22 protein-coding genes and 1 pseudogene are annotated in these 26,149 nt (G+C 59.0%); 10 read left to right on the top strand and 13 right to left on the bottom strand.

The window, feature by feature from the left end; all coding sequences use genetic code 11:
- Positions 1-47 precede the first annotated feature (47 nt).
- Entirely contained in the window at positions 48-3,671 is a 3,624-nt protein-coding gene (locus H8F21_RS17310) for a translocation/assembly module TamB domain-containing protein (protein WP_236043099.1), read from the top strand.
- Positions 3,672-3,768: 97 nt separating this feature from the next.
- Here the strand turns inward: H8F21_RS17310 and H8F21_RS17305 are convergent, their stop codons facing one another.
- Positions 3,769-4,161 carry a Mor transcription activator family protein gene (locus tag H8F21_RS17305; RefSeq protein ID WP_203481575.1) on the bottom strand — a complete coding sequence of 131 codons (393 nt, stop codon included), beginning with the start codon at positions 4,159-4,161 and terminating at the stop codon, positions 3,769-3,771.
- Between the two features lie 375 nt (positions 4,162-4,536).
- On the opposite strand from H8F21_RS17305, the gene H8F21_RS17300 reads away from it, so the two are divergent.
- Positions 4,537-4,725, top strand: coding sequence for a hypothetical protein (locus H8F21_RS17300; protein ID WP_136477193.1), 189 nt, complete (start codon positions 4,537-4,539; stop codon positions 4,723-4,725).
- 36 nt (positions 4,726-4,761) lie between these two features.
- On the opposite strand, the gene H8F21_RS17295 is transcribed toward H8F21_RS17300, so the two are convergent.
- Positions 4,762-5,151: a fe2+ zn2+ uptake regulation protein gene (locus H8F21_RS17295; RefSeq protein ID WP_203481574.1), complete on the bottom strand. Its 390-nt coding sequence runs from the start codon at positions 5,149-5,151 to the stop codon at positions 4,762-4,764.
- A 211-nt stretch (positions 5,152-5,362) separates the two neighbouring features.
- On the opposite strand from H8F21_RS17295, the gene pvdQ reads away from it, so the two are divergent.
- A complete protein-coding gene (pvdQ, locus tag H8F21_RS17290; RefSeq protein WP_203481561.1) occupies positions 5,363-7,684 on the top strand; it encodes a bifunctional acylase PvdQ in 2,322 nt (773 codons plus the stop codon).
- Positions 7,685-7,740: 56 nt separating this feature from the next.
- Here pvdQ and trhP read toward each other — a convergent pair whose 3' ends face one another.
- Entirely contained in the window at positions 7,741-9,060 is a 1,320-nt protein-coding gene (gene trhP, locus H8F21_RS17285; RefSeq protein WP_203481559.1) for a prephenate-dependent tRNA uridine(34) hydroxylase TrhP, read from the bottom strand.
- A gap of 315 nt (positions 9,061-9,375) precedes the next feature.
- On the opposite strand from trhP, the gene fnr reads away from it, so the two are divergent.
- Genes fnr through H8F21_RS17270 form a run of 3 tightly spaced genes read left to right on the top strand, consistent with a single transcriptional unit; the run spans position 9,376 to position 11,684 of the window.
- Complete coding sequence (fnr, locus tag H8F21_RS17280) at positions 9,376-10,122, top strand: fumarate/nitrate reduction transcriptional regulator Fnr (RefSeq protein WP_203481557.1); 747 nt, start codon at positions 9,376-9,378, stop codon at positions 10,120-10,122.
- Positions 10,123-10,131: 9 nt separating this feature from the next.
- Complete coding sequence (locus H8F21_RS17275; RefSeq protein WP_203585106.1) at positions 10,132-10,563, top strand: hypothetical protein; 432 nt, start codon at positions 10,132-10,134, stop codon at positions 10,561-10,563.
- Positions 10,564-10,619: 56 nt separating this feature from the next.
- Positions 10,620-11,684, top strand: a complete 1,065-nt coding sequence (locus H8F21_RS17270; RefSeq protein ID WP_203585105.1) for an AI-2E family transporter — start codon at positions 10,620-10,622, stop codon at positions 11,682-11,684.
- On the opposite strand, the gene H8F21_RS17265 is transcribed toward H8F21_RS17270, so the two are convergent.
- Positions 11,681-13,762 (bottom strand): TonB-dependent receptor family protein, encoded by a 2,082-nt coding sequence (locus H8F21_RS17265; RefSeq protein ID WP_203481551.1) that lies wholly within the window; start codon positions 13,760-13,762, stop codon positions 11,681-11,683. The genes H8F21_RS17270 and H8F21_RS17265 overlap by 4 nt on opposite strands.
- 213 nt (positions 13,763-13,975) lie before the next feature.
- On the opposite strand from H8F21_RS17265, the gene H8F21_RS17260 reads away from it, so the two are divergent.
- The 3 genes and pseudogenes from H8F21_RS17260 to H8F21_RS17250 all read left to right on the top strand — a co-directional run.
- Positions 13,976-14,239 (top strand): response regulator transcription factor, encoded by a 264-nt coding sequence (locus tag H8F21_RS17260; RefSeq protein WP_203481549.1) that lies wholly within the window; start codon positions 13,976-13,978, stop codon positions 14,237-14,239.
- A 36-nt stretch (positions 14,240-14,275) separates the two neighbouring features.
- Positions 14,276-14,644, top strand: a complete 369-nt coding sequence (locus H8F21_RS17255; protein ID WP_236043090.1) for a head completion/stabilization protein — start codon at positions 14,276-14,278, stop codon at positions 14,642-14,644.
- Positions 14,589-14,924: pseudogene (locus H8F21_RS17250) on the top strand (putative holin); the annotation flags it as partial. The gene H8F21_RS17255 and the pseudogene H8F21_RS17250, both read left to right, overlap by 56 nt.
- Before the next feature lie 78 nt (positions 14,925-15,002).
- On the opposite strand, the gene H8F21_RS17245 reads toward H8F21_RS17250, so the two are convergent.
- Positions 15,003-15,413: a helix-turn-helix domain-containing protein gene (locus tag H8F21_RS17245; RefSeq protein ID WP_203481544.1), complete on the bottom strand. Its 411-nt coding sequence runs from the start codon at positions 15,411-15,413 to the stop codon at positions 15,003-15,005.
- Between the two features lie 269 nt (positions 15,414-15,682).
- On the opposite strand from H8F21_RS17245, the gene H8F21_RS17240 reads away from it, so the two are divergent.
- Positions 15,683-15,991 carry an Ogr/Delta-like zinc finger protein gene (locus H8F21_RS17240; protein ID WP_328824286.1) on the top strand — a complete coding sequence of 103 codons (309 nt, stop codon included), beginning with the start codon at positions 15,683-15,685 and terminating at the stop codon, positions 15,989-15,991.
- Between the two features lie 57 nt (positions 15,992-16,048).
- Here the strand turns inward: H8F21_RS17240 and nuoN are convergent, their stop codons facing one another.
- Genes nuoN through nuoG form a run of 8 tightly spaced genes read right to left on the bottom strand, consistent with a single transcriptional unit; the run spans position 16,049 to position 26,049 of the window.
- On the bottom strand, positions 16,049-17,518 hold the full coding sequence (gene nuoN / locus H8F21_RS17235; protein ID WP_136477182.1) for an NADH-quinone oxidoreductase subunit NuoN: 1,470 nt from the start codon (positions 17,516-17,518) through the stop codon (positions 16,049-16,051).
- A gap of 7 nt (positions 17,519-17,525) precedes the next feature.
- The gene (gene nuoM, locus H8F21_RS17230) at positions 17,526-19,058 is read right to left on the bottom strand and encodes an NADH-quinone oxidoreductase subunit M (RefSeq protein ID WP_203481542.1); all 1,533 of its coding nucleotides are present in this window, start codon (positions 19,056-19,058) and stop codon (positions 17,526-17,528) included.
- A 39-nt stretch (positions 19,059-19,097) separates the two neighbouring features.
- On the bottom strand, positions 19,098-20,951 hold the full coding sequence (nuoL, locus tag H8F21_RS17225) for an NADH-quinone oxidoreductase subunit L (RefSeq protein ID WP_136477180.1): 1,854 nt from the start codon (positions 20,949-20,951) through the stop codon (positions 19,098-19,100).
- Positions 20,948-21,256, bottom strand: coding sequence for an NADH-quinone oxidoreductase subunit NuoK (nuoK, locus tag H8F21_RS17220; protein ID WP_203481540.1), 309 nt, complete (start codon positions 21,254-21,256; stop codon positions 20,948-20,950). The genes nuoL and nuoK overlap by 4 nt, the downstream gene beginning before the upstream one ends.
- Positions 21,257-21,260: 4 nt before the next feature.
- Positions 21,261-21,761, bottom strand: coding sequence for an NADH-quinone oxidoreductase subunit J (gene nuoJ / locus H8F21_RS17215; protein ID WP_136477179.1), 501 nt, complete (start codon positions 21,759-21,761; stop codon positions 21,261-21,263).
- Positions 21,762-21,770: 9 nt separating this feature from the next.
- Positions 21,771-22,319 (bottom strand): NADH-quinone oxidoreductase subunit NuoI, encoded by a 549-nt coding sequence (nuoI, locus tag H8F21_RS17210; RefSeq protein WP_116551508.1) that lies wholly within the window; start codon positions 22,317-22,319, stop codon positions 21,771-21,773.
- An 11-nt stretch (positions 22,320-22,330) separates the two neighbouring features.
- Positions 22,331-23,338 (bottom strand): NADH-quinone oxidoreductase subunit NuoH, encoded by a 1,008-nt coding sequence (nuoH, locus tag H8F21_RS17205; protein WP_136477178.1) that lies wholly within the window; start codon positions 23,336-23,338, stop codon positions 22,331-22,333.
- Entirely contained in the window at positions 23,335-26,049 is a 2,715-nt protein-coding gene (gene nuoG / locus H8F21_RS17200; RefSeq protein WP_203481538.1) for an NADH-quinone oxidoreductase subunit NuoG, read from the bottom strand. Before nuoG ends, nuoH begins: the two co-directional genes overlap by 4 nt.
- Positions 26,050-26,149 lie beyond the last annotated feature (100 nt).

Below are 26,149 nucleotides of genomic sequence, written 5' to 3'. Positions count from 1 at the left end.
GTCGCATCATTAGAAACATCCTCCTCGGTCTATTGGCGTTGGTGCTGATGGTGCTGCTTATGGTGGGCCTGATACTGGGAAGCCAAGCAGGTAGCCGCTGGGCTCTGGGTATGGTTCCGGGTCTGCAGTTGGAGAAGTTCCAGGGACGCCTGGCGGGTGGTTGGCAGGCCGATCGCGTGGTGTGGGAGCAGGGCGGAAATCGGGTCGAGCTGGTGGCGCCGGTTTTTTCCTGGTCACCTTCCTGCCTTTTGCGCATGACGTTGTGCATCGAACGTTTGCAGGCCGACCAGGTAAATCTTGCCTTCGCGCCGAGTGAGTCCAAGCCTGACAGCGGGCCTTTACAACTGCCTGCCCTGAAGCTTCCCGTAGCGATCGAGCTGGGCGAGGTGCGCATCGGCCATTTGCGTCTCGATGGCAATGAGCAGTTGAGCCAGCTGCAACTGGCTGCGCATTGGACCGCTGCCGGTTTGCAGATCGACAGCCTGCAGTTGCAGCGCGACGACGTGCACTTGAGTCTGCAAGGTCTGCTCCAGCCCGAGGGCGACTGGCCGATGCAGCTCCAGGGGCAGTTGCAGTTACCCAAGGTGGATAACCAGCAATGGCAACTGGCTTTACAGATCAACGGCGAGCTGCAGAAAACCCTGAAGATCACCGGTGACAGCAGTGGCTATCTGAACGCGCGACTCAAGGGCGAGTTGCAAGCGTTGGCCGAGCAGTTGCCAGCGAAGTTGCAGATTAGCGCGAAGGCGTTCAAGCCCGGTGCCGACCTGCCTGACACCGTGCAATTGAACAATCTTGAGCTCAGTGCCCAAGGCAACCTGCAAAGTGGCTATCAGTTGCTTGGTACGGCCAGCCTACCGGCCGAGCAAGAGCCTGTGGCATTGAATCTACAGGGCAAGGTCGACGCCAAGGGCGCGCAATTGAGTGCGCTGGATCTCACTGCCAGCGCAGACAAGCGCCTCAAACTCACCGCCAATGTCGATTGGCAGCAAGGCTTGAATGCCGAGGCAACCATTAACTGGTTGGATTTCCCTTGGCTGCGCCTCTACCCATTGGAAGAGGCACCGCAGGTGACGCTGCACCGTTTTGTCGGTCAAGTGCAGTACCGTGACGGCAATTACCAAGGTGAGTTCAAGGGGGATCTTGATGGCCCGGCGGGTGCGTTCAGCGTTAACAGTCCATTCAAGGGTGATTTGAAGCAGATCAGCTTTGCGCAACTGGCGCTCAATGCCGGGCAAGGCAAGCTTGAGGGCAATGTCAGTGTGCAATTTGCCGATGCTGTGGCCTGGGACGCTGCCCTTGAACTTTCGGCGCTGAACCCGGCCTACTGGCTCGCTGAACTGCCGGGCACCCTGGCTGGCCCACTGCGTAGTAAAGGGCAGATAAAAGATGGGGAACTCAGCCTCGACGCAGAGCTGGATCTGAAAGGGCGCTTGCGCGGACAACCTGCGGTACTCAAAGCGATTGCCCAGGGGGCAGGCCAGAGTTGGACGCTTGGGACGCTGGATATTCGCCTGGGCGACAACCATATCAATGGGAGCGGCAGTGTGCAGCAGCGCCTGGCCGGTCAATTGGACCTCAATCTGCCACGTCTCGGTCAACTCTGGCCACAACTGCAAGGCCAGGCAAAGGGCAAGCTCGAAGTCTCCGGCACCTTGAAGGCGCCGCAGGGAACATTGACGTTGCAGGGACAGAAGTTGGCCCATGCCGACAACCATTTGCTGCGTTTGGCGCTGGAGGCGCGCCTGGATACGGCTCAACATGCACTGATTGACTTGCAAGCCGGTGGTATTCGCTTGGGCGACACCAGCCTGGGTACGCTCACTGCCAAGGGACGCGGTGATATTCGCAAGCAGCAGTTGGATTTGGCCTTGGATGGGCCTCAACTCAAGCTTGATCTGGCCGCCGATGGCCAGTTGGACAAGAGCAACTGGCGTGGGCGTCTTGCCAGTGGTCGGATCCAGGCCGGTGGCCAGGACTGGCAATTGCAAGCGCCGGCGAAACTGCAACGCCTGGCCAGCGGACAGATAGATTTCGGTGCCCATTGCTGGCGTTCCGGGCAAGCGAGCCTGTGTGGTGAAGACCAGCGCCTGGCTCCCGATCCACGCCTGCGCTACCACTTGAAGCAGTTCCCGTTGCAGAGCCTGGCCCAGTGGTTGCCAAAAGACTTTGCCTGGCAGGGGTTGCTCAATGCCGATATCAATCTGGATGTTCCGGCCAGCGGCCCGAAAGGCACCATTATCGTCGATGCCAGCGGTGGCACCCTACGCCTGCGTGAAAAGGGGCAATGGCTTGATTTCCCTTATCAAACCCTGCGCCTGCAAAGCGATCTGTCGCCACGCCGGGTTGATACTCGCCTGAACTTCAAAGGTGAACGCTTGGGTGAGCTGTCAGTGGTCACCCGTCTCGACCCGGTAGCCCGCAATAAACCGTTGAGTGGCGATTTCCGCCTGACCGGACTGGATCTAGCCATCGCTCGCCCATTTGCACCCATGGTCGAGCGGCTGGCCGGCCAACTCAATGGCAGCGGTCAGCTCACAGGTACTTTGCTCGAGCCCCAGGTCAATGGCAGCTTGAACCTCACCGGTGGTGAAGTGGCTGGCGCCGAACTGCCGGTCAGCCTTAAAGACCTGCAACTGCAAGCACTGATCGCAGGTGAGCGGGTTCAGCTCAATGGCGCCTGGAAAAGCGGTGAGGCCGGCCAGGGCAGTTTGCGTGGCCAGATTGGCTGGGGACGAGCGTTAGTGGTCGACCTGCAACTGCAAGGCCAGCGCCTGCCGGTCACTGTCGAGCCCTATGCAAACCTTGAGGTAGAGCCGGACCTGAAAATAAGTCTTCTTGAGGACAAGCTGGCGGTATCGGGGAAGGTACGCGTGCCCAAGGGCAAGATCACCGTGCGTGAGCTGCCGCCGTCGACGGTCAAGGTTTCCGATGACACGGTCATCGTTGGTCATCAGACCGAAGAGGGCAAGGCGCCGATGGCCGTGGCTATGGACATCGACGTCGAAGTGGGCAGCGACAAGCTCTCCTTCAGTGGCTTTGGACTGACCGCCAATCTTCTCGGGCATGTGCACATCGGTGACAACCTGGACACCCGTGGCGAGCTCAGTCTGGCTGATGGCCGCTACCGTGCGTATGGTCAGCGCCTGACTATCCGCCGAGCACGACTGCTGTTTGCCGGGCCTATCGATCAGCCTTACCTGGACATCGAAGCCATCCGCCAGACTGATGATGTTATTGCCGGCATCCGCTTGAGCGGCAGTGCCGAGCAGCCCACCACCCAAGTGTTTTCCGAACCGGCCATGAGCCAGGAGCAAGCGCTGTCGTACCTGGTCATGGGCCGGCCGCTGGGCACTAGCGGTGAGGACAACAACATGCTCGCCGAAGCGGCCCTTGGCCTGGGGCTGGCGACCAGCGCCGGGGTAACCGGAAGCCTGGCGTCGAGCCTGGGCATCGACGACTTCCAGCTGGATACCGAAGGCAGCGGCAACAGCACCAGTGTGGTCGCCAGCGGCAACCTTACCGAGCGCCTGAGTCTGAGGTACGGGGTGGGTGTGTTCGAGCCTGTCAACACCGTCGCCTTGCGCTACAAGTTGAGCAAGAAGGTGTATCTGGAGGCCGCCAGTGGCCTGGCGAGCTCCCTGGATATCTTCTACAAGCGCGACTTCTGACGTTCGCTATTGTGGTGCGGTGACAGCCTCGATGACCTCGTTGCTGTCACCCTCGCGCCGATTATCGATCAACTTACATCATGCGCAGAGCAGGTTTTTACTGGCTCAAGGTGTGCGTGCAGGACTCCTGCCGGCGGATGTTGCCGATTTGGCGCAAGCTCAAACCGTACTTGTTGGCCAGGATGCTGCGTGACAAACCTTCGGCGCTTTCCTGCTGAATTTGCTGATTGCGCAACTGGCGCAGGAAATGGTCGACCTTGGGGATTTCCAGCGCCATGCCAGCATAGCGTTTGATCAAGGCATCGAGTGCATGGGCGGGGAGCACCTGTGCCAGAGCAGTCCGTTCACGATGCTTGGGAATATATTTGGGACGGCCGCCAAAGGCATTGGTGAGGTTGTAGGCGTTTTCGATGCCCAGGCATTCGATGAGCATCTGTAGTGAATGGGGAAGTTGGTGAATGTCGATACGTTCGAGGTCGCGCAGTTCCATAATGACTTCCTTGTTGGAGTTGACTTGACGCTCTCATGGTTGAACATCCGCGCCGCTCATAACAGGCTGCAAGCGCAGCAAGGGCGGTGGGCATCGGGTATGTGATTTGTAGGCAACAAGGGAGTGTTGCTTAGGAAGGTTATGCCTGACACGTCGCTAAGCCTTGATTGCTCAGTCTAATGGCATAAATGCATGGCGCATGGTTGGCCAACCCATGCTCAGCGGTCAGACGCATGAGCAACAGGCTTATCGGTCCGAGACCGGTGCCAGGTCGATTGGCGGGAAAAGGAAATTGTCCGCCCGGATCATGGGCGCGTTGTATGATACGCGCAGGCCGTTCTGGGCCACATATCCCGAAGTTGCAAGGAAATACCAATGACTCAAGGTCAACGCCTGAAATACTCCATCCTGATCTCCCTGCTGGTGCTGGGGATCATGCTCGGCCTGTCCTACCTGCAAAAGCAAGGCACGATCAGCGAGCAAGTGTTCCAGTACATCGCTATCGGTGTCGCGGTCGCGGTGGTGGTGATCAACGGCATCATGCGACGCAAGGTCAAAATCTGAATGATCTGCGCGGCCGGCTCGTTGCCGGCCTTTCGCTCAACGGGGGCCGAATTGTTCGAGAATGCTGCGCGCCTCGGGGTTGAGGGTGTAGCACTTTTCGTTGTCCATGCTGATTACGCCTTCAGTGCACAAGCGCTTGAGCACTTCACGAACGCTTAGAAATGACAGCGGAATGTCCAGCTGTTCAAGCTGACTGTGCACACCGCGTACGCCGATGCTGCGCCCGTTGCGGTGGGCCGTGTGCAAGGCATCGATCACTTTCAAGCGGATCAGGCTGGTGCGAAGCCCGAACGACCTCAGTAGTTCGCGAATATGTTCGTTGCCCGGGCGCTCGCTGTCGCCACTGTCGACTTTTACTACCGGCAGCACTTGGCGAGCCTTGCGCACTGGTCTGGTGGCGATCCCTGCCTGTTGCTGGTTGTACATGTGAACGCTCCTTTTCATGGCCAGTTCAGATACCGTTTTTGTGATGCTTACACCTATAAGACGAATGAGCGGCGCAAAACTGCAGTACCTGTCGAAAAAAAATCTTGAGTCGCTTTGGTAAAGACGTTTCGCAAGCGCAATTTCCGTAAATTTTTTCGCCGTGCTTCGTTCAATCAGGATCATTCGCGTTGTGATCTGTGAAGGAGTATTCGTGATCAACCCTCGTCCCTTGGCACGCGTCTGTCTGGCCGGGCTGCTCGTCGGCTTCAGCTTTACCTCCCAAGCTCGGGTCGCCGCAGGTGATGCCAGCGCCGAAATACGCCGTACCAGCTTTGGGGTGCCGCACATCCTGGCGCACGATGAACAGGGGCTGGGGTACGGAATTGGCTACGCGTATGCGCAAGACAATCTGTGCCTGCTAGCTAACGAGGTGATCACCGTCAACGGTGAGCGCTCACGCTTCTTTGGCCCCGACCAGGTAACCTTCGAGCAGGGCAAGAACCTGGGCAGCGATCTGTTTTTCAACTGGCTCAATACCCCCTCTGCGGTATTCGGCTTCTGGCAGGCGCAATCGAGGGAGGTGCGTGCCTTGCTTGAGGGTTATGCCAAGGGATACAACCGTGCACTGGCCGAGCTGCTCGTCAAGGGACAAGGTGCGCAATGCATGCAGGCGCAATGGTTGCGCCCGATCACCTCCCTCGATCTGGTCAAGTTGACCCGACGCCTGTTGGTTGAAGGCGGCGTCGGCCAGTTCGCCGAGGCCTTGGCTGGCGCGACACCACCCGGTGTAGTGGGGCAGTTGGGTACGAACCTGGACATGGGCGTTGCTCAGGCGCGTCAGGATAATTTTGCCCTTGAGCGAGGTAGCAATGCGGTGGCCGTGGGCAGCGAGCGCTCTGCCAATGGGCGCGGCATGTTGCTCGCCAACCCGCATTTCCCCTGGGCCGGTGGTATGCGTTTTTATCAGATGCAACTCACTGTGCCGGGCAAACTAGACGTCATGGGCGCTGCATTACCCGGGTTACCGTTGATCAACATCGGCTTTAACCGCCACCTTGCCTGGACCCATACGGTGGACACCTCCAGCCATTTCACCCTGTATCGACTCGAACTCGATCCCAAGGATGCCACCCGTTACATGCTTGATGGCAAGTCCTTACCCCTGAGTCGTCAGCGTCTGACGGTGATGGTCAAGGGCGAGGACGGCAAGCTCACTGCGGTCAACCGAGATGTCTACAGTTCGGTGTTTGGCCCGGTCGTGCAATGGCCTGGCCGGCTGGATTGGAACAAGCAACATGCGTTCAGCCTGCGCGATGCGAACCTGGAAAATACCCGGGTTCTGCAGCAGTGGTACAGCATGAACCAGGCACAAAGCCTGAAGGCGCTGCAGGACTCGGTTCAGCACCTGCAGGGTATTCCATGGGTCAACACCTTGGCTGTGGATGCCAAAGGGCAGACCTTGTATCTGAATCAATCGGTGGTGCCCTTTGTCGATGCTGCGTTGCTGACGCAGTGCAGTGACCCGGCTGCCGGGCAGGGCATGATTGTGCTCGATGGCTCGCGCAGTGTCTGTAATTGGAAGGTTGATGCGCGTGCAGCACAGGCGGGTATCTTTCCTGCGCAGCTTCAGCCAAGCCTGAGCCGCAACGACTTTATCCAGCACTCCAATGATTCGGCCTGGATGGTCAACCCGGCGCAGCCCTTGCGTGGTTACTCACCGTTGATCAGTCGCGAAGACCAGCCCCTGGGGCCGCGCACTCGCTATGCATTGCAGCGATTGAGTCGGGACGACAAGCTGACCGGCGCTGATCTGCAACAAATGGTGATGGACAACCAGGTCTATCTGGCCGAATTGGTGCTGTCGGATATGTTGCAGTGGTGTGGAGCGCAACCGCCAGCGTCGCAATTGGCGGCACTGTGCAGCAGCCTGAAAGCCTGGAACCTGCGTGCTGATCTGGACAGTGGCATGGGTCTGGTGCACTTTCAGAATATTCTGCAGAGCTTGCTCGAGCATCCAGACTTCTGGCGCGTGACATTCGATCCAGCTGACCCCCAGCACACTCCGCGTGGCTTGGCTGTCGAGCGTGCCGACGTGGCACGCGCGTTGAACGATGCGGCGCTCGCGTCGCTGGCGGAGGTGGAGCGTGCCGGCCTTGCTGCCGATGCGCGTTGGGGACAGATCCAGCAAGCCGCTGATGGCACGCCGATCCATGGTGGGCCGGCAAGCTTGGGGGTGTACAACGCAATCCAGAGTGTGCCGACAGCGCCGGGCAAGCGCCTGGTGGTCAGTGGCACCAGTTACTTGCAACTGGTGACCTTTGACGCGAAAGGCCCGCAGGCATTGGGTGTGCTGGCGTTTTCCGAGTCCAGTGAAGCAGGCTCTGCACACGCCAGTGACCAGACTCGCGCCTTCTCGGCCAAGCAATGGCATGTGCTGCCCTTCACCGAGGCGCAGATCAAGGCCGACCCGCAGTATCGCTTGCAGGTAATCAGGGAGGTTGAGCCTGCGGCGCTGGCAAAAAAGGCGCCTTGATTGAAGTTCCGACTGCTGGGCGCGTGGAAGCGCGCCCAGCGATGGCAGTGCGGCAGTTACTGCACCAATTCGCGCAACAGCAACCCAAACTCCAGCTCGACCTGTTCGGGAATCGGCAGGTAGACCGTGTGTCCATCACCTGGTGCCACATCGATCGCTGCGCCCTGGCGGTTGCGCAGTTGATGGAGGTCGAAGTGATAGTTGCCCCGCGGTGTCATCAATTCCAAGTGATCACCCAGGGCAAAGCGGTTCTTGACCCGCACTTCTGCCAAGCCCTCGACGCGCTCGCCGGTCAGTTCTCCAACAAACTGCTGGCGGTCGGAAACAGAGTTGCCACGCTGGTAGTTCTGATACTCATCATGCACGTGGCGGCGCAGAAAACCTTCGGTGTAACCGCGCTGGGCCAATGACTCAAGGTTGAGCATTAAGCTGCGGTCAAACTCCCGACCTTCCACGGCATCATCGATCGCCTGGCGATAAGCTTGGGTGGTGCGGGCGCAATAGAAGTGCGACTTGGTCCGGCCTTCGATTTTCAGCGAGTGCACACCCATGCGGGTGAGCCGTTCGATGTGTTGTACCGCGCGCAGGTCCTTGGCATTCATGATGTAGGTGCCGTGCTCGTCCTCGAAGGCGGGCATGTCCTCGTCTGGGCGATTGCTTTCTTGAAGCAGGAAGACCTGCTCGGTCGGTGCACCGACACCCAGGGTCGGTTGCACTTCGCGAACGATATCGCCGCTGGCATCCTCGGTGGCCGGCGTGGCGCTGTATTTCCAACGGCAGGCGTTGGTGCAACTGCCCTGGTTGGCATCGCGGCGGTTGAGGTAGCCCGATAACAAACAGCGGCCAGAGTAGGCCATGCAAAGCGCGCCATGGACGAAAACCTCCAGCTCCATCGTCGGCACTTGCTGACGAATCTCCTCGATTTCCTCCAGCGACAGTTCACGCGAAAGAATCACCCGTGTAAGCCCCTGGCTGCGCCAGAATTCGACGCTGGCCCAGTTCACGGTATTGGCTTGCACCGACAAGTGAATCGGTATCTGCGGGAAGTGCTGGCGCACCAGCATGATCAGGCCAGGGTCCGACATGATCAGTGCATCCGGGGCCATCTCGATGACCGGCGCGAGGTCTTTGAGGAAGGTCTTGAGCTTGGCGTTGTGAGGCGCAATGTTGACCACTACATAGAAACGTTTGCCCTGGGCCTGAGCTTCTTTGATACCCAAGGCCAGGTTAGCGTGGTCGAACTCGTTGTTGCGCACTCGCAGGCTGTAGCGCGGTTGACCTGCATAGACCGCGTCGGCGCCATAGGCGAAGGCGTAACGCATGTTCTTCAGGGTGCCGGCAGGGGCGAGCAATTCAGGTTTGGCGGGCAGGGTCATGGTCGGATCGCGGCAAAAGGCGGGAATGCTAACGGCAACGCCATGTCCAGACATTGATCTGCATCAAGGGCACTCCGGGTGCTGTGCAGGGCTGGATCAGTGGTGTCGTCGGGCACAATCCGTCGGCAAAGGACAGCGTCTGATTCGGCCATATAACGGTGCTTATATAACCCGGCCACATGCAATGACTTCGTATTAATAACTCAATGAAATCAATGGTTTGATATCAAATAAAGATTCTTGAGAAGGATTTGAAATCGGCCCGCGGGACAATTATGTAGCGCACAACGTGTGTGATCTCATTGGGGGCAATAAATGTCTGAAGCCGTTCGCTTGCATGCTCATCGCCAGGCCAGTTGCAAGACCTGCAGCCTAGCGTCGTTATGCCTGGCAGGCTCTGTGAGCCACGAAGAAGTCGACACTTTGGATGATCTGGTCAGGCATGGTCGACCATTGAAAAAAGACGACTTTCTGTTTCGCCAGGGAGACAGCTTCAACTCGATCTACACGATTCGCTCAGGCGCGTTGAAGTCCATCAGTCTGAGTGAAACCGGCGAGGAGAAAATTGTCGGTGTCCATTTGCCCGGAGAGCTGATCGGTCTGTCTGGTGTCGACGCACAAGCCTATCTGGTTTCAGTCCAGGCGCTTGAGGAAACCTACGTTTGCGAACTTCCTTTCGGACCACTCGACCACATGTTGACTCGGCTACCGCAACTGCGCCGCCACCTGATGCGGGCGATGAGCCGCGAAATCCGCGATACACAGCAAATGACGCGCCTGCTTTCCAAAAAGGCCGCCGATGCGCGAGTGGTGACATTGCTGGTTAATCTGGCGGCCCGTTTTCGCACCCTTGGCTACGCGGCCAACCGTTTGCACTTGAGCATTTCGCGCAATGAAATCGGCAACTACCTGGGCCTCGCCGGAGAGACCGTGTCTCGCGTGTTCACTCGCCTCCAGCAAAATGGCCTGATCAAGGTCGAAGGCAAGGATGTGCACATTCTCGAACCTGAACAGCTCTTTCTTCTGGCCGATGGATCAATGTCGGCTTGCAGCCTGCGTTAAGGAATATCAATGACTTTGATTCTCTCACATGGGCCTTGGTCCATCGCAGTGGCAAAACCTGTCGATTCACGTCCGGGGTTTCGTACTCAGTACGCATTGAACGAAGGGCGGGAGGTGGATAGCACGTACCGCTGGAACTGGAAGGCGCAATCGCTGACGGACGCCATCGACTGCACTTTTACGTTTGCCAATCTGCGGTTGCGCAGCCCCATCACCTGGAGTACCTCGGCTGACCAGCGAGCCTGGCAAATACCTACCAGCGGCAACCCTGCCGGGGCAGCCAGCAGGATAAAGGAGGGCCACGTGCACATCGAGCTAAAGGCGAACTTCTTCTGGGAAAGTGAAGTGAAAACGGGGCAAACCACGAATAACTGGCACGCGGGGCAGGAGCAGATCCTGGCAGGCACACATACCAATGAAGAGGTTAATTGTTCTGTGTGAACGGCACTTTTGCCGCAACACCATGCACTAACGTTGTGAGTGGCAACGGAGCGCATATGAACGAAACCAACCTGCAGCACAGGGCCCTGCACATGCTATTGGCCCTGGTTACCATTGCCTTCATCTGGATCCTGCTACCTTACTACGGTGCGGTGTTCTGGGCAGTGATCCTCGGCATCGTTTTCGCTCCGCTTCAGCGGCGCTTGCTGGCACGCCTGGACTGGCGACGCAACTTGGCCGCAGGCCTGACGTTGCTGATCTGCCTGGTCATCGCCATTCTCCCGGTGATCATCATTAGCATGTTGCTGGTGCAGGAAGGAGCTGCGCTGTACAAGACCATCGAGACGGGTCAATTGGACCTGGCCGGCTACATTGAACGCTTCAAGGATATCCTTCCGGGATTCGCTCAAAGCGGTCTGGAGCGAATGGGCATGGGGGACCTGAACGGCTTGCGCGACAAGATCGCCAGTAGTGCTTTACAGGGCAGTCAGTTCTTCGCTTCTCAGGCGTTCAACTTTGGCCAGGGTACATTCGAATTTCTGGTCAGCTTTGGCGTGATGCTCTATTTGCTGTTCTTCTTCTTGCGTGACGGCGCTGAGTTGGTACGCAAAATACGCACCGCAGTACCTTTGGCCGATCAGCAAAAGCGCCGTCTGCAACTCAAGTTCAACCGGGTGGTACGGGCCACGGTCAAAGGCAATCTGCTGGTGGCGGTGACCCAAGGCGCCCTTGGCGGAATCATTTTCTGGATCCTGGACATCCCCAGCGCGTTGGTCTGGGGAGTGCTGATGGCTTTCCTGTCGCTACTTCCGGCCGTCGGCGCAGGGATCGTCTGGGCGCCCGTGGCGATCTACTTCGTGGCCACCGGCGCGATATGGCAGGGGGCGGTGCTGGCGGCGTTTGGCATATTTGTGATTGGTCTGGTCGACAACCTGCTGCGGCCAATGCTGGTGGGCAAGGACACCAAAATGCCCGATTACCTGATCCTCGTTTCCACTCTCGGAGGGCTGGCGGTATTCGGGCTCAACGGCTTTGTCATCGGCCCGTTGATCGCCGCGCTGTTCATGTCCAGTTGGGGGATCTTTGTCTCGACCAAGCCCCAGGTGCAACTGCCCAATTAACGGAAGCTGTAAGACACGCCGGCATAGACGCCAAAGCCTTCGCCAGGCGTCGAATGGGGAGTGTCCTTGCCATTGTCGTTATAGCCAGGAGTGACCGTGGCGGCATAACGCTTGTTGGTCAGGTTGCGCAGGTCGAGCCAGGTCTGCCAGTCCTGCTTGGGTGAGTTGTAACCCAGGGTTGCGCCGAGCAGGGCGTAGGCATCAGTTGGGTAGCTGTTGGCGTAATCGACCTGAACCTTGGAAGCCATCTGAGTATTGATCCCGGCGTACAACCCGCTCGGCAAATCGAAACGCATCTCGGCCTGGTAATAGTGCATCGGGATGCCGGGCAGGCGGTTATCGCCGAAAACGTCGTCGTCGCGGTAATGGAAGTCGCTGAAGGTATAAGCCTGGCGCAGAGAGAGTTTACCAACCCCGCCGCGCTCCCAGAGCAGGCTGTCGAGGCCTGCTTCGACACCTTGGTGGACCGTGGGGCTGGCGTTGAACTCGGCTGCGGGCAGGCCGGGTACGATCTCGACCGCAAGCAGTTCGTGCCGTACGTTCGAGTAGTACCAAGTCAGGTCCCAGCGACCGAAATCTGAGTCGCCTCGGGCACCAAGCTCCAGCGTAGTCGCAGTCTGGTTATGCATTTCGATGGGCTGAGTTTGCAGGCCATTGACCCGCGGTGAACTCCAGATCAACGCCCATGGGTGAGGTGGCTCAACCGAGCGACTGATGTTGCCGAATAGCTGCAAACTTGGGCTCAGGTCATAGCGCAGGCCCAGGCGCGGCGCGTAATCCCAGTCATGCTTGCTTACTTTTCCACCCTCTTGCGGGTAAGTCACCGCACTTTCGCGTCGGGTATAAATCATCGCCAGACCGCTGGTCAGCCACAAGTCGGGGGCCAGCTCCAGCTCGTTGCCGGCATGCACGACGCTGTCAGAGCCTTGGTAGCTGAAATCGCGGGTGCGGGTGCCGACGGCTTGAGTGCCTGGCACACGGACGAACTCGGAGGCACCGCTGTTAGGCAGGTGTTTGGTGGTGCGCCAACCAAGGGTGGTTTTGCTTTCGTGGTCGAACAGGTTGTCGCGACGCACGTAATTCAAGGTCCCACTGACGTCGGAATAGGCCACTTTCAACCGGTTGGGCCCCTCCCGCAGGTCCATTGGATAGTCGTGGTAGACCAGTCCGGTTTCCAGGCGTGAATCTTCATCGAGGAAAAACGTGGTCTTGTTTCCCAGCCAAGTACTCCCCGGCTGTGGACGGCTGGCATCACGGCTCAGGTAGAGTGGGTTGGCGGCTCGCGGATCGTGCTTGATCTGCTCCTTGGTGAGGCGCCCGGCCAAGTCATTCTCGGTTTCCCGGTAACGCAAGTAGAAGCGGGTCTCCAGGTTAGGGTTGAAGCGATAACCGACATTGGCGGCGATACCCTTGCTGCTGCCGCTGCTATGTTGCTGATAACCATCGTACTCGGAGTCGGTCAGGGCTACGTAATAATCCAGATCACCCAGCACCTGACCCGAACTTATTTGGCGCTTGGCATAGCCACGGCTGCCGATTTCGTAACGCACCTGCAACGGCGCCGCATCATGGCCAGTGTGGGTGACGTAGTCGATGGCGCCGCCCAGGGCCAGGGCTCCGCGGTCGAAGCCGTTGGCGCCACGCAGTACTTCAGCACGGCTCAACCAGAGCGGCTCGAACAATTCATAAGGGGTACCGCCGGGGCCGGTCAACGGCAAACCGTCGAACATCACGTAGACGCCCGAGCCATGGCTGCCCGGCGCGCGGTTGATGCCCGATCCGCGAATCGACAGTTTGACGCCATCGTTGCCAGCCGACTGGGCAAACACGCCCGGTTGATAGGCAAGGACGTCCTCGTTGCTAGCGACCCGACCTTGCTCTACTTGTTGCATGTCCACCAGGTTCGTTGCGCCTGGTACTTGGCGCAAGCGCTCTTGGGCTGCATCCAATTCGTTCTGCTGCCGGCCTTCGATCAGCACCTGACCCAGTTCCAGAGGCGCAGCCTCCAGTGCCGGATTTATTGCAACGAACAACCCGAGCACACCAAGGGAAGAGGGGGAGAGTAAAGCGGGGCGCATCGTACGACTCCAACAGCAGAGGGCAGTGATCATCGAAGCTCAGACGACCGAAATTCACTTCAGATCACGCCAGGCAGTGCTGAACCTAGCGTAAGAATGTTTTGTAGGGTCGGTTCCTACAAGTTGGCTTTCTGGAAATGACGCAAGTGCTGTTCGTATGGTGACGGCACACCCTGATCCGGAATGACTCCGGAAAAAATGCGGAGATTAGCCATGACAACCCATTCCTCACAAAACCCTGTGAACGACGTATCTGCTGACAACACAGGCGCTCAATTCAAACTGACTGCTCGGGAGCAAGAGGTGCTTCTCTGGTGTGCTCACGCGAAGAGCTCTTGGGAGATCGGACAGATTCTCCAATGCAAGGAGTCGACCGTGAACTTCCATGTCAGCAACATCCTGCGCAAGTTCGACGTCACTAACCGAGTTGCTGCAGTGCTCAAGGGATTGCGCCACGGGATGTTGCAGCAACTGTGATGCGCGAAAGAAACGACGAACTCAAGGGAGCTCTATATGCAGAGCGACAACTACGCAGTAAATCACGCTGATCGGTGCTACATGCTGACCTGCGACGACCCGTTCTGGCCCAGTATCAACCTTCGGGAGCTGCGCCAGCATTTGGCACTTTGCGGTGCGATCAGCGATACACGACTGGAAGTGGCAGCTCGGGCTGCGGCCCACAAGGCGGGTAGAGAGTTTGCGCAATGGCGCAGGGTACTTCGAGATCGAGGCTATAAGCGTCTGGAAGACATGGCGTCGCACCAACTCTTGTCGGGTTGCTATCGGCGTGCGGTTGAGGCGAACACCCATTTGGCACTGGAGAAAGATGTACTGCTGGTCGCGTGCCAACCCGGTCCGAATGGAGTGCCAGCACATGAGTGAGCCAACCAGCGCGAGTCTTTCCAGCGTATTTATTGGCTTGGGTCTGGCTTCATCAATGCCGACAATTGACGGCGATACAATATTCGGTGCGGTGCTGGGGGCGTGGTTGGTCGCCAGTACCCGGCGGGCTCTCAAGGCTTGGCAGCGCCTGGGATCACTTTTCCTTTCAGCGGGTGTTGGCTATCTGTTCACACCCTTCGTGCTGTTATTGGCACCCTTTCTGTCGAGTGGTGTGGCGGCATTCGTTGCAGCTGTGGTGGTTATTCCGATCAGTATCAAGGTAATGATCTGGCTCGACTCTGCGGACCTTCGTGAAATTCTGCAGCGTGTGCGCAATGGCTCCTTAAAACGTTTCGGTTCAGCGACTGGCATGCAGCAGTTTGTGCATGTCCTCTACCTGGCGCTCCAACTGACGAAAGCGTTGCCTGTCTTCTACCGCCTGTGCAATTGCCTGCTGGTCTTGTGGGCCGAGCGTACGCAGTTGAGTGAGCAGCCGAGTTTCCCAGTCGTGAGCGCTTTCATCCGTGGCGGTAGGCGTTGCGCCAAGCGGGCGTTGTTGCGGGCCTTCTCCCAGTAACAACCAATCCAGCGAAATACCATGGCATGTGGCAAGGCCTATGCATAATGAGTATGGGATGCTGTTGCGGCCTTTCCAGCTGCTCAAGGTCTGTGGGCTAACGTTCAGTGCGGCTGAAAGCTCGGCGTCTGTCGTGGACGCGGTGATCAGTTTCATCCGGCGTAGTACAGCAGTAAATCCATTTGTACTCATTGTGAGTATTCCTGTGGGATACTTCTATGAATATTTGCAAAGCAATATTCGATCTGAGTAATCATGATTCGGTACATCAAACGCAACTCATAAGGACATTATCGATCTATGGCGAATTCCGGGAGAAAAAGGAAAAAGTACGCTTTTCATCTACGCATGAGACTACATCAGATTCTGAAATGTATGAATTATTACCCAGTTAGCAGAGCATTTTGCGTTGTAGCTGTCGGGCATGTTCAGTGGTTCGCAGACTTTGGCGGGAGAGACTCGTGAGTACTTACAAGTTAGTGTGCCCTCATTGCAAAAGTCGCATGCGCATTCGCACCAGCGAGGGGCGACACATCTTTCTGCGGATAGCTTATCTTCAGTGCACCACCGAAGCCTGCGGTTGGTCGGTGCGCGCCGAGTTTGAGATGACCCATGAACTGTCACCCAGTGGCATGCCAAACCCAGATGTTCACCTGCCACGCGCTGGCGGAGAGTTGCGCCGGGCAGCGCTGCAACCAGTGCCTCGGTGTGACGATGACCACCAGGCCTCGGCACCACGCCATGGCATAGCGCAATTTGACCCCGCCTAGAACCTTCCCTAAAAAAAACACCCCGCCGAGGCGGGGTGTTTTTTATCGCGAAGTCGATCAGCCGATCAACTGCAGTCCAGCATGCTGGACGATGTCCAGCAATGGCTGCGGGTACACACCCAGCACGAAGGCCAGGATCGCGATCGCCAGCAACATGACACCACCGGTACGTTGTTCCCAGTTCAGCGGCGCATCGTGACGACGCAGGTTTGGTTCGATCAGGAACAGGGTGACCATTACGCGCAGGTAGTAGAACACGCCGATGGCACTGCCGATCACCAGGGCCCCGACCAGCCACCACAGCTGCGACTCGACGCCGGTAGCGATGATGTAGAACTTGCCGATGAAGCCTGCAGTCAGCGGAATACCGGCCAGCGACAACATCATCACGGTCAGCACCGCAGTCAGGTACGGACGACGCCAGAACAGGCCGCGATACTCGTACAGGGCATCGGCGTCACGGCCGTTGTACGGCGAGGACATCAGGGTGATAACCCCGAACGCACCCAGGCTGGTGATCACGTAAGTGACCAGGTACACGCCAATGGCTTCGACGGCCATACCCTTGCTCGCCACCAGGGCGATCAGCAGGTAACCGAAGTGGGCGATCGAGGAATAACCCAGCAGACGCTTGAGGTTGCTTTGGGTCAGCGCCAGCAGGTTACCGATCAGGATCGACGCTACGGCAATCACCGACAACACAGTGGTCAGCACGCCACTGCTGGCAGCAGGGGAGAGCATGAACAGGCGTACCACTACGGCGAATACCGCAACCTTGCTGGCGGTGGCCAGGAAGGCAGCGACCGGCGCAGGTGCGCCCTCGTAGACGTCCGGGGTCCATAGGTGGAAAGGCACCAGCGACAGTTTGAATGCCAGGCCCACCAGCATCATGGCCAAGCCCAGCTGTGCCAGCAGACTAGGCATGCTGGTAGTGGCCAGGGCTTTACCGATACCGTCAAAGCTCAGGCTGCCAGCGTCGGCGTACAGCAGAGCCATACCGAACAGCAAGAAGGCCGAACCTGCAGCCGAGAGCACCATGTACTTGATGCCTGCTTCCAGCGAACGCTTGTTGAAAAAAGCGTAGGCGACCAGGCCATAGACCGGTACCGACAGCAGCTCGAGGCCAATGAACAGGCCCGCCAGGTGCTGCGCGCTGACCAGTACCAGGCCACCGAGGGCAGCCAGGAGAATCAGCAGGTACAGCTCTTCGCGGTTGCCTGGGTAGCCTTTGCCGCCATCGCCCAGGTAGGCATGGGCAAGGGTTACACACGCCAGGGTGGCAACCAGGATCAGCGCCATGTACAGACAGGCGAAGTTGTCGATGGTCAGCAGCGGGGTGACTGCCAGTGGTGCAGTCTTCAGTGCCGGGATAATCGACAGCAGGGCCAGGTTCAGGCCCACGGTCGACAGCAGGAAGGTTTGCGAGTGATTGCGGCGCCAGGCGATGGCCAGCATCACCACGACAATGGTGATACTGGTGATCAGCAGCGGCGCAAGCGCAATAAAGTGTTGAATCGTCAGGTCCATAGCGCTCTTACCGGGCCGAAGCGAGTTGAGTGAAAGCGGAGCCGAGCCACTGCTGCACACCACTCATGGTGGCGGCGGAAGTGTCCAGGAACGGCTGCGGGTAGACGCCCAGCAAGATCAGCAGACCAGCCAGGCCCAACACCATGATCATCTCGCGGGTATCCAGGCCAGCCAGGACTTCGTCCGATTTCGCCGGGCCGAAGTAGGCACGGTGAATCATGATCAGCGAGTAGACCGAACCAAACACCAGGCCCGAGGTAGCAATGACCGTGATCCATGGCGCGCTGACGAAGCTGCCGATCAGGATCAGGAACTCGCCAACAAAGTTACCGGTGCCAGGCAAGCCCAGCGAGGCCGCAGCGAAGAACAGGCTGATCGCCGGCAGGTAGGCAATGCGATGCCACAGGCCTCCCATCTGGCGCATGTCACGGGTGTGCAGACGCTCATACAACTGGCCGCTGAGGATAAACAAGGCCGCTGCCGAAACACCGTGAGCCAGCATCTGGATAACTGCACCTTGCAGTGCTTGCTGGCTGCCGGAGTAGATACCGATCAGCACGAAGCCCATGTGCGACACGCTGGAGAAGGCGATCAAACGCTTGATGTCGGTCTGAGCGAAGGCCAGGAACGCACCGTAGAAAATCCCGATCAGACCCAGGGTCATGGCAATCGGCGCAAACTCGGCCGAGGCATTCGGGAACAGCGGCAGGGCAAAGCGCAGCAGGCCGTAGGCCGCGGTTTTCAGCAAGATACCGGCGAGGTCGACGGAGCCTGCAGTCGGTGCCTGGGCGTGAGCGTCAGGCAGCCAGGAGTGGAACGGAACAACGGGCAGCTTGACCGCGAAGGCGATGAAGAAACCAAGCATCAGCAGGTATTCGGTGCCAGCAGGCAGGTCGGCCTTGAGCAACTGGGTGTAATCGAAAGTGATCACGCCGGTGTTGTTGTAGTTGACCAGAACCAGACCCAGGATCGCCACCAACATGATCAGGCCGCTGGCCTGAGTGAAGATGAAGAACTTGGTTGCTGCGTAGATCCGGGTCTTCTTGCCGTCAGAGGAGCTGTGACCCCAGAGCGCGATGAGGAAATACATCGGCACCAGCATCATTTCCCAGAAGAAGAAGAACAGGAACAGGTCCAGGGCCAGGAACACACCGACCACGCCGCCAAGGATCCACATCAGGTTGAGGTGGAAGAAGCCGACGTGACGCTGGATCTCTTTCCAGGAACACAGTACCGAGAGCACACCGAGCAAGCCGGTGAGCAGGATCATCAGCAGCGACAGGCCATCGAGTGCCAGGTGCAGACTGATGCCGAAGCGTTCGATCCACAGTACTTTGAATTCGAACGCCCACTCGGGCGCAGCACCCGGTGCAGGGGCGAGGGTGTAGTCCCCGTTGGCCCACAGCCAGAGGCCGATACCAAGCAGCAGGGACATGGTCAGCAGCGCAATCCAGCGCGGCAGGGTGGCGCCGAAGCGCTCACCCAGCCAGCACAGCAGGCCGCCGATAAAGGGGATCAGGATCAGCCAAGGCAAAATCATGACGGGCTCAATTCCTTTCGCAAAGTCGCAAGGTTCATATCAGACCGCAGCCATAACAACGGCACCAAGAACAAGCACGGCACCTACGGCGATCGAAGCGGTGTACCAGCGCAGCTGGCCGGTTTCGGTCTTGCTCATGGCGGCATGACCGCCTTTTGCCAGACGCGGAATCAGGCCAATGCTGCGGTCAACCGGATCCTTGCGCAGGATGTGGCTGATCAGCAGGTAAGGTTTGACGAACAGCTTGTCGTAGATCCAGTCGAAGCCCCAGGCAGCGAACCACCAGGCCGAGAGGACGCGGCCGATGCCGCTATTGGCGATCGCGGTTGCCAGGCGACGCTTGCCCAGGAACAGCAGCGCGGCCAGGAGGATACCGGCGATGGCGATAGCGCCCGAGGCGATTTCCAGGCTGTGCTTGGCTTCACCACCGGCATGACCGACGCTCTGCGGCAGGACACCCGCCAGTGGTGGATGAATCCAGGCACCGATGAAGGTCGACAGCACGATCAGCACACCCAGTGGCAGCCAGTGGGAAATCCCGTGGCCGGCGTGAGCTTCGGTCTTGGCCTCGCCGTGGAAGGCGATGAAGATCAGGCGGAAGGTGTACAGCGAAGTCATGAACGCACCGACCAGGCCTGCGTAGAGCAAACCGTTGTTGCCGCTGGCGAAGGCTTCCCAGAGGATCTCGTCCTTGGAGTAGAAGCCGGCAGTCAGCAACGGCAGGGCAGCCAGAGCGGCACCACCGACGATGAAGCTGGCATAGGCCAACGGCAGCTTCTTCCACAGACCGCCCATCTTGAAGATGTTCTGCTCGTGGTGGCAGGCAACGATCACAGCACCGGAAGCAAGGAACAACAGGGCCTTGAAGAAGGCGTGGGTCATCAGGTGGAAGATCGCGCCGTCCCAGGCACCAACGCCCAGCGCCAGGAACATGTAGCCGATCTGGCTCATGGTCGAGTAGGCGAGGATACGTTTGATATCGGTTTGGACCAGGGCTGCAAAGCCCGCCAGCACCAGGGTCACACCGCCGACCACACCAACCAGGTGCAATACGTCAGGTGCCAGGGCAAACAGGCCGTGGGTGCGGGCAATCAGGTAGACGCCGGCGGTAACCATGGTTGCGGCGTGGATCAGTGCCGAAACCGGGGTAGGACCGGCCATCGCGTCTGCCAGCCAGGTTTGCAGCGGCAACTGGGCAGATTTACCCACCGCACCACCGAGCAACATCAGGGTGGCCAGGACCATCCAGAAATCACCGGCCTGGAACTTCTGCGGTGCCAGCACCAGCAGTTCCTGAACATTCAGAGTGCCCAGTTGCTGGAACAGTATGAACAGGCCGATGGCCATGAACACGTCGCCGATACGGGTAACGATGAAGGCTTTGAGTGCAGCGTTACCGTTGTTGCGGTTGCTGTAGTAGAAACCGATCAACAGGTACGAACACAGGCCTACGCCTTCCCAACCGAAGTAGATGAACAGCAGGTTGTCGCCCAGGATCAGGAACAACATGCTGGCAATGAACAGGTTGGTGTAGGCGAAGAAGCGCGAGTAGCCCGCTTCACCGCGCATGTACCAGGAGGCGAACAGGTGGATCAGGAAGCCCACGCCGACGACCACGCCGAGCATGGTTACCGAGAGTCCGTCCAGGTACAGGGTGAAGTTCGGCGCAAAGCCATCCACCGACATCCACTGCCACAGCAGTTGGCTGTACGCGCCGCCTTCAGGCGGCGCGACGTTGAACTGCCAGATCACATAGGCGGTGACGATGGCCGAGAGGCCAATCGAGCCGACACCGATCAGCGCCGACAGGTTCTCCGAGAACCGTCCGCGCGAGAACGACAGCAGCAGGAAGCCGATCAGGGGGAAAACGAAAGTCAGAAAGAGAAGGTTCATCCGCGCATCTCACTGGCTGCATCGATGTCGAGAGTGTGGAAGCGGCGATACAGTTGCAGCAGGATCGCCAGGCCGATACTGGCCTCGGCGGCTGCCAGGCTGATCACCAGGATGAACATGATCTGTCCATCCGGCTGCCCCCAACGGCTGCCCGCGACGATGAAAGCCAGAGCCGCGGCGTTCATCATGATTTCCAGGCTCATCAACACGAAAAGAATGTTGCGGCGCACCATCAGGCCGACGAGGCCGAGGCAGAACAGGATGCCGGCGACTGCCAGGCCATGCTCGAGAGGAATTGCAGGCATGTGATTACTCCTTCGCCTCGTTGCGGCCGAGGTGGAAAGCCGTTACCGCTGCAGCAAGCAGCAGCATCGAGGCCAGTTCCACCACCAGCAGGTAAGGACCATAAAGGCTGATGCCGACAGCCTTGGCGTCGACGGTGGTGTGACCGATGCTGGCACCGCTCTGGTTGCTGAACAGCACATACAGCAACTCGAGCAGCAGCAGCGCGGCCAGGACCACTGGCCCGAGCCAGATACCCGGCTTGAGCCAGCCTCGTTCCTGGGCGACCGACGCCGGGCCCAGGTTGAGCATCATCACCACGAAGACGAACAGCACCATGATGGCGCCAGCGTAGGCGATCACTTCCAGCACCCCGGCAAACGGGGCACCGAGGGCGAAGAAAGTCATCGCTACGGAGATCAGCGAAATGATCAAATAGAGCAGGGCGTGCACGGGGTTGGTGTTAGTGATTACCCGTAGGGTAGACACCACAGCGACACCGGATGCGAAATAGAAAGCGAATTCCATCTTTCTTCCTTAAGGGAGCAAGCTCTTCACGTTGATCGGCTCGGCTTCGTTCTGTGCGGCGCCTTTCGGCTTGCCGGCAACGGCCATACCTGCAACACGGTAGAAGTTGTAGTCAGGGTTCTTGCCGGGACCGGAGATCAGCAGATCTTCTTTCTCGTAAACCAGATCCTGACGTTTGAACTCGGCCATTTCGAAATCCGGCGTGAGCTGGATTGCGGTGGTCGGGCAGGCTTCCTCGCAGAGGCCGCAGAAGATGCAACGCGAGAAGTTGATGCGGAAAAACTCCGGGTACCAACGACCGTCTTCTGTTTCGGCTTTCTGCAGCGAAATGCAACCTACCGGGCAAGCCACGGCACACAGGTTGCACGCTACACAACGCTCTTCGCCATCCGGATCGCGGGTCAGGACAATGCGGCCACGGTAGCGTGGCGGCAGGTAGACCGGCTCTTCGGGGTACTGCAGGGTGTCACGTTTGCGAAAACCGTGAGAGAACACCATTGCCAGGCTGCGCAGCTGGGTGCCGGTGCCCTTAACGATGTCGCCAATATACTTGAACATGGGTCAAATCCTCACTGGGCCGCAACAGCTGGTGTGTTGAGCAACACAATCGCAGCGGTCACCAGCAAATTGATCAGGGTCAGCGGCAGGCAGAACTTCCAGCTGAAATCCATCACCTGGTCATAGCGCGGACGTGGAATCGAGGCACGCAGCAGGATGAACAGAACGATGAAGAACGCGGTCTTCAGGGCGAACCACAGGAACGGTACTTGCGGCAGGATGCCGAATGGACCGTGCCAGCCACCGAAGAACAGGGTTACCAGCAGCGCCGAGATGAGGATGATGCCGATGTACTCACCAACGAAGAACATGCCCCACTTCATACCGGCATATTCGATGTGGTAACCGTCGGCCAGTTCCTGTTCCGCTTCCGGTTGGTCGAACGGGTGACGGTGAGTCACGGCGACGCCAGCGATGAAGAAGGTACAGAAGCCGAAGAACTGCGGAATGATGAACCACAGGTTCTGGGCCTGGTAGTCAACGATATCACGCATGTTGAACGAGCCGACCTGGGCGACGATGCCCATCAGCGCCAGACCCATGAACACTTCGTACGACACGGTCTGCGCCGAGGCCCGCAGGCTGCCGAGCAGGGCGTATTTGTTGTTCGACGACCAACCGGCGAACAGCACCGCATACACCGACAGGCCGGCCATGGCGAAGAAGAACAGCAGGCCGATGTTGAGGTCCGCCACACCCCAGGTCGGGGTGATCGGGATGATTGCAAAGGCGATCAGCAAGGCACTCATGGCCACTACCGGCGCCAGGGTGAAGATCATCTTGTCGACGAAGGGTGGGTTCCAGTCCTCTTTAAAGAACATTTTAAGCATGTCGGCAGCAATCTGGAACATACCGAACGGACCCACGCGGTTCGGACCGTAACGGTCCTGCCACCAGCCCAGCAGACGCCGCTCGACGAAGCTGAGCAGCGCACCGCAGACCACCACGGCCAGCAAGACCACGATGGCCTTGATGACGGTGATGATCACATCGATCACTTCAGGGGTGAACCAAGTCATTGTGCTGCCTCCTGCAGACCTTCGACGGATGCACCGAAGATGGCTGGCGGAATGCCGGCCAGGCCTTTGGGCAGGGCAACCAGGCCTGCGCCCAGTTCTTCATTGATACGCAATGGCAGACGCAGGGTCTGGCCAGCCACGTTCAAACTGAGCATTGCGCCCTCATTGACGCCCAGGCGGTCGGCTTCGCACTTGGCCAGGCCCACGTAGGCCTGTGGAATGCGCTCTTGTACCGGTGCGGCGCGCGAGGAGTTCTCTTCGCTGCCGAACAGGTGGTAGAACGGCACGACCTGCCAGGTACCACGGGCTGGCGAAAACGCTGCCGGTACGTTGGCGAACCAGTTGAGCTTGTCGCCCTGGCTTTCGATCAGGCGAGTCCCTGGGTCGCCTGCGCGCAGGTGACCACCGACCTCGTCCTGGAACTTGTTCCAGGCTTGTGGCGAGTTCCAGCCCGGAGACCAGGCGAACGGCACTTGCGAGCGAGGTTCAGCCGAGCCCGAGTAACCTTCCATGGAGAAGGCGAACGCGGTGTCTTTGTCCTGTGGGGTGCGTGGCTCGTGCACACTGATGTTGGCGCGCATCGCAGTACGACCGGAGTAGCGCAGCGGCTCACGCGCGATCTTCATGCCTTTGATGCGGAACGAAGCGGACGGTGCAGCGTTGACGATCCCGGTCAGCTGTGGAGCGGCAGCGGCGCAGGCAGCGGTAACGTGGTCCAGCTGGGTCCAGTCCACAGGCTTGTTGAGCAGGGTGGCACGCAGCGCGTGCATCCAGCGCCAGCCTTCATGAACCAGGATGCTGCTGTCCAGGTACGTTGGATCGAATACCTGGAAGAAACGCTGGGCGCGGCCTTCGAGGCTGACCAGAGTACCGTCACCTTCGGCAAAGCTGGCTGCTGGCAGCACCAGGTGAGCGCGGTCTACCGTGCGCGTCTTCTGATGATCAGCGACGATCACCACCTTGGCCGCAGCCAGGGCAGCGTCGACCTTGGCAGCCGGAACGCGGCTGTACAGGTCGTTTTCGAGGACAACGATGGCGTCGGCCTTGCCGGAAATCACTGCGTCCAGGGCGGCATCGAGCGAATCACCACCGAGCATGGCCATGCCGAGGCTGTTGGCCTCAGGCACTACCAGGCTCAGTGAGCCATTCTTCTCGCGCAGCTTCAGGGCCTTGGCGATGTTGGCGGCGGCTTCGATCAGCGCGTTGGAGGCCAGGGAAGTACCGGCAACCACCAGTGGGCGATTGGCGGCAACCAGGGCGTCGGCAATACGCTGAGCCAGGGCCAGGGCTTCAGCGTCCAGGCCTTCAACGGCAGGGGCGCTTGGGTCGATGGCGTGAGCTACGGCGAAACCGATACGGGCCAGGTCGTCTGGCGCTGCGTGTACGCATTCTTCAGCGACATCATCGAGCTTGGTTTCGGCAAGGCTGGCGATGAACAGCGGGTACATGGCGTGTTGACCGATGTTTTTCACCGCGGCGTCGAGCCAAGGCTGAACGCGCATGGCATCGGCCATGGCCTCGGCCTTGCCCTTGACCGACTGGCGCAGTGCCAGGGCAACGCGGGCGGCGGTCTGGGTCAGATCTTCACCGAGGACGAATACCGCGTCATGGTCTTCCATGTCGCGCAGGGTCGGAACTGGCAGCGGGCTGTCGTTCAATACTTGCAGGGCTAGGCGTACGCGGGCCAGTTCACCGGCTTCCATACCCGAGTAGAAGTGCTCGGCACCCACCAGCTCACGCAGGCCGTAGTTGCTTTCCAGGCTGGCGCGCGGCGAGCCGATGCCAACGATATTACGGCCGCGGAGCATGTCGGCAGCTTTATCCAGCGCAGCGTCCAGGCTCAACTTGGTGCCGTTGGCGAGCAGCGGCTGGCGTGGGCGGTCTTCACGGTTGACGTAGCCATAGCCAAAACGGCCGCGGTCGCACAGGAAGTACTGGTTGACCGAACCGTTGAAGCGGTTTTCGATCCGACGCAGTTCGCCATAGCGCTCGCCCGGGCTGATGTTGCAGCCGCTGGAGCAGCCGTGGCAGATGCTCGGTGCGAATTGCATGTCCCACTTACGGTTGTAGCGCTCGGAGTGAGTCTTGTCGGTGAACACACCGGTAGGGCAGACCTCGGTGAGGTTGCCGGAGAACTCGCTCTCGAGGACGCCGTCTTCAACACGACCGAAGTAGACGTTGTCGTGGGCGCCGTATACACCCAGATCGGTGCCGCCGGCATAGTCCTTGTAGTAACGCACGCAACGGTAGCAGGCGATGCAGCGGTTCATCTCATGGGCGATGAACGGGCCGAGCTCCTGGTTCTGGTGGGTACGTTTGGTGAATCGGTAACGGCGCTCATTGTGGCCGGTCATTACCGTCATGTCTTGCAGGTGGCAGTGACCACCTTCCTCACAGACCGGGCAGTCGTGCGGGTGGTTGGTCATCAGCCATTCGACAACGCTGGCGCGAAACGCCTTGGACTCGTCGTCATCGATGGAAATCCAGGTGCCATCAGTGGCAGGGGTCATGCAGGACATGACGATACGACCACGGGTGTCGTTCTCGTCGGTGTACTGCTTGACCGCACACTGGCGGCAGGCACCAACGCTACCGAGCGCCGGGTGCCAGCAAAAATAGGGGATGTCGAGGCCGAGCGACAGACAGGCCTGTAACAGGTTGTCTGCACCGTTGACTTCGAGCGCTCTGCCGTCTACGTGGATAGTGGCCATGGTTCAAAGTTCTTCGTTGGCCCGCGTCTGCGGGCGTGGCTAATGGAAATCTGTGTGCTTGCAGCCCGCACGGGATTTGCCCGGCGAGCCGTCGAAGCGG

It is taken from the genome of Pseudomonas arcuscaelestis (assembly GCF_016881005.1).
In the GTDB taxonomy this organism is placed as follows: Bacteria; Pseudomonadota; Gammaproteobacteria; order Pseudomonadales; family Pseudomonadaceae; genus Aquipseudomonas; species Aquipseudomonas arcuscaelestis.
Note: the sequence above shows the minus strand (reverse complement) of the source record. Positions and strands in the feature narration are given on the sequence as shown.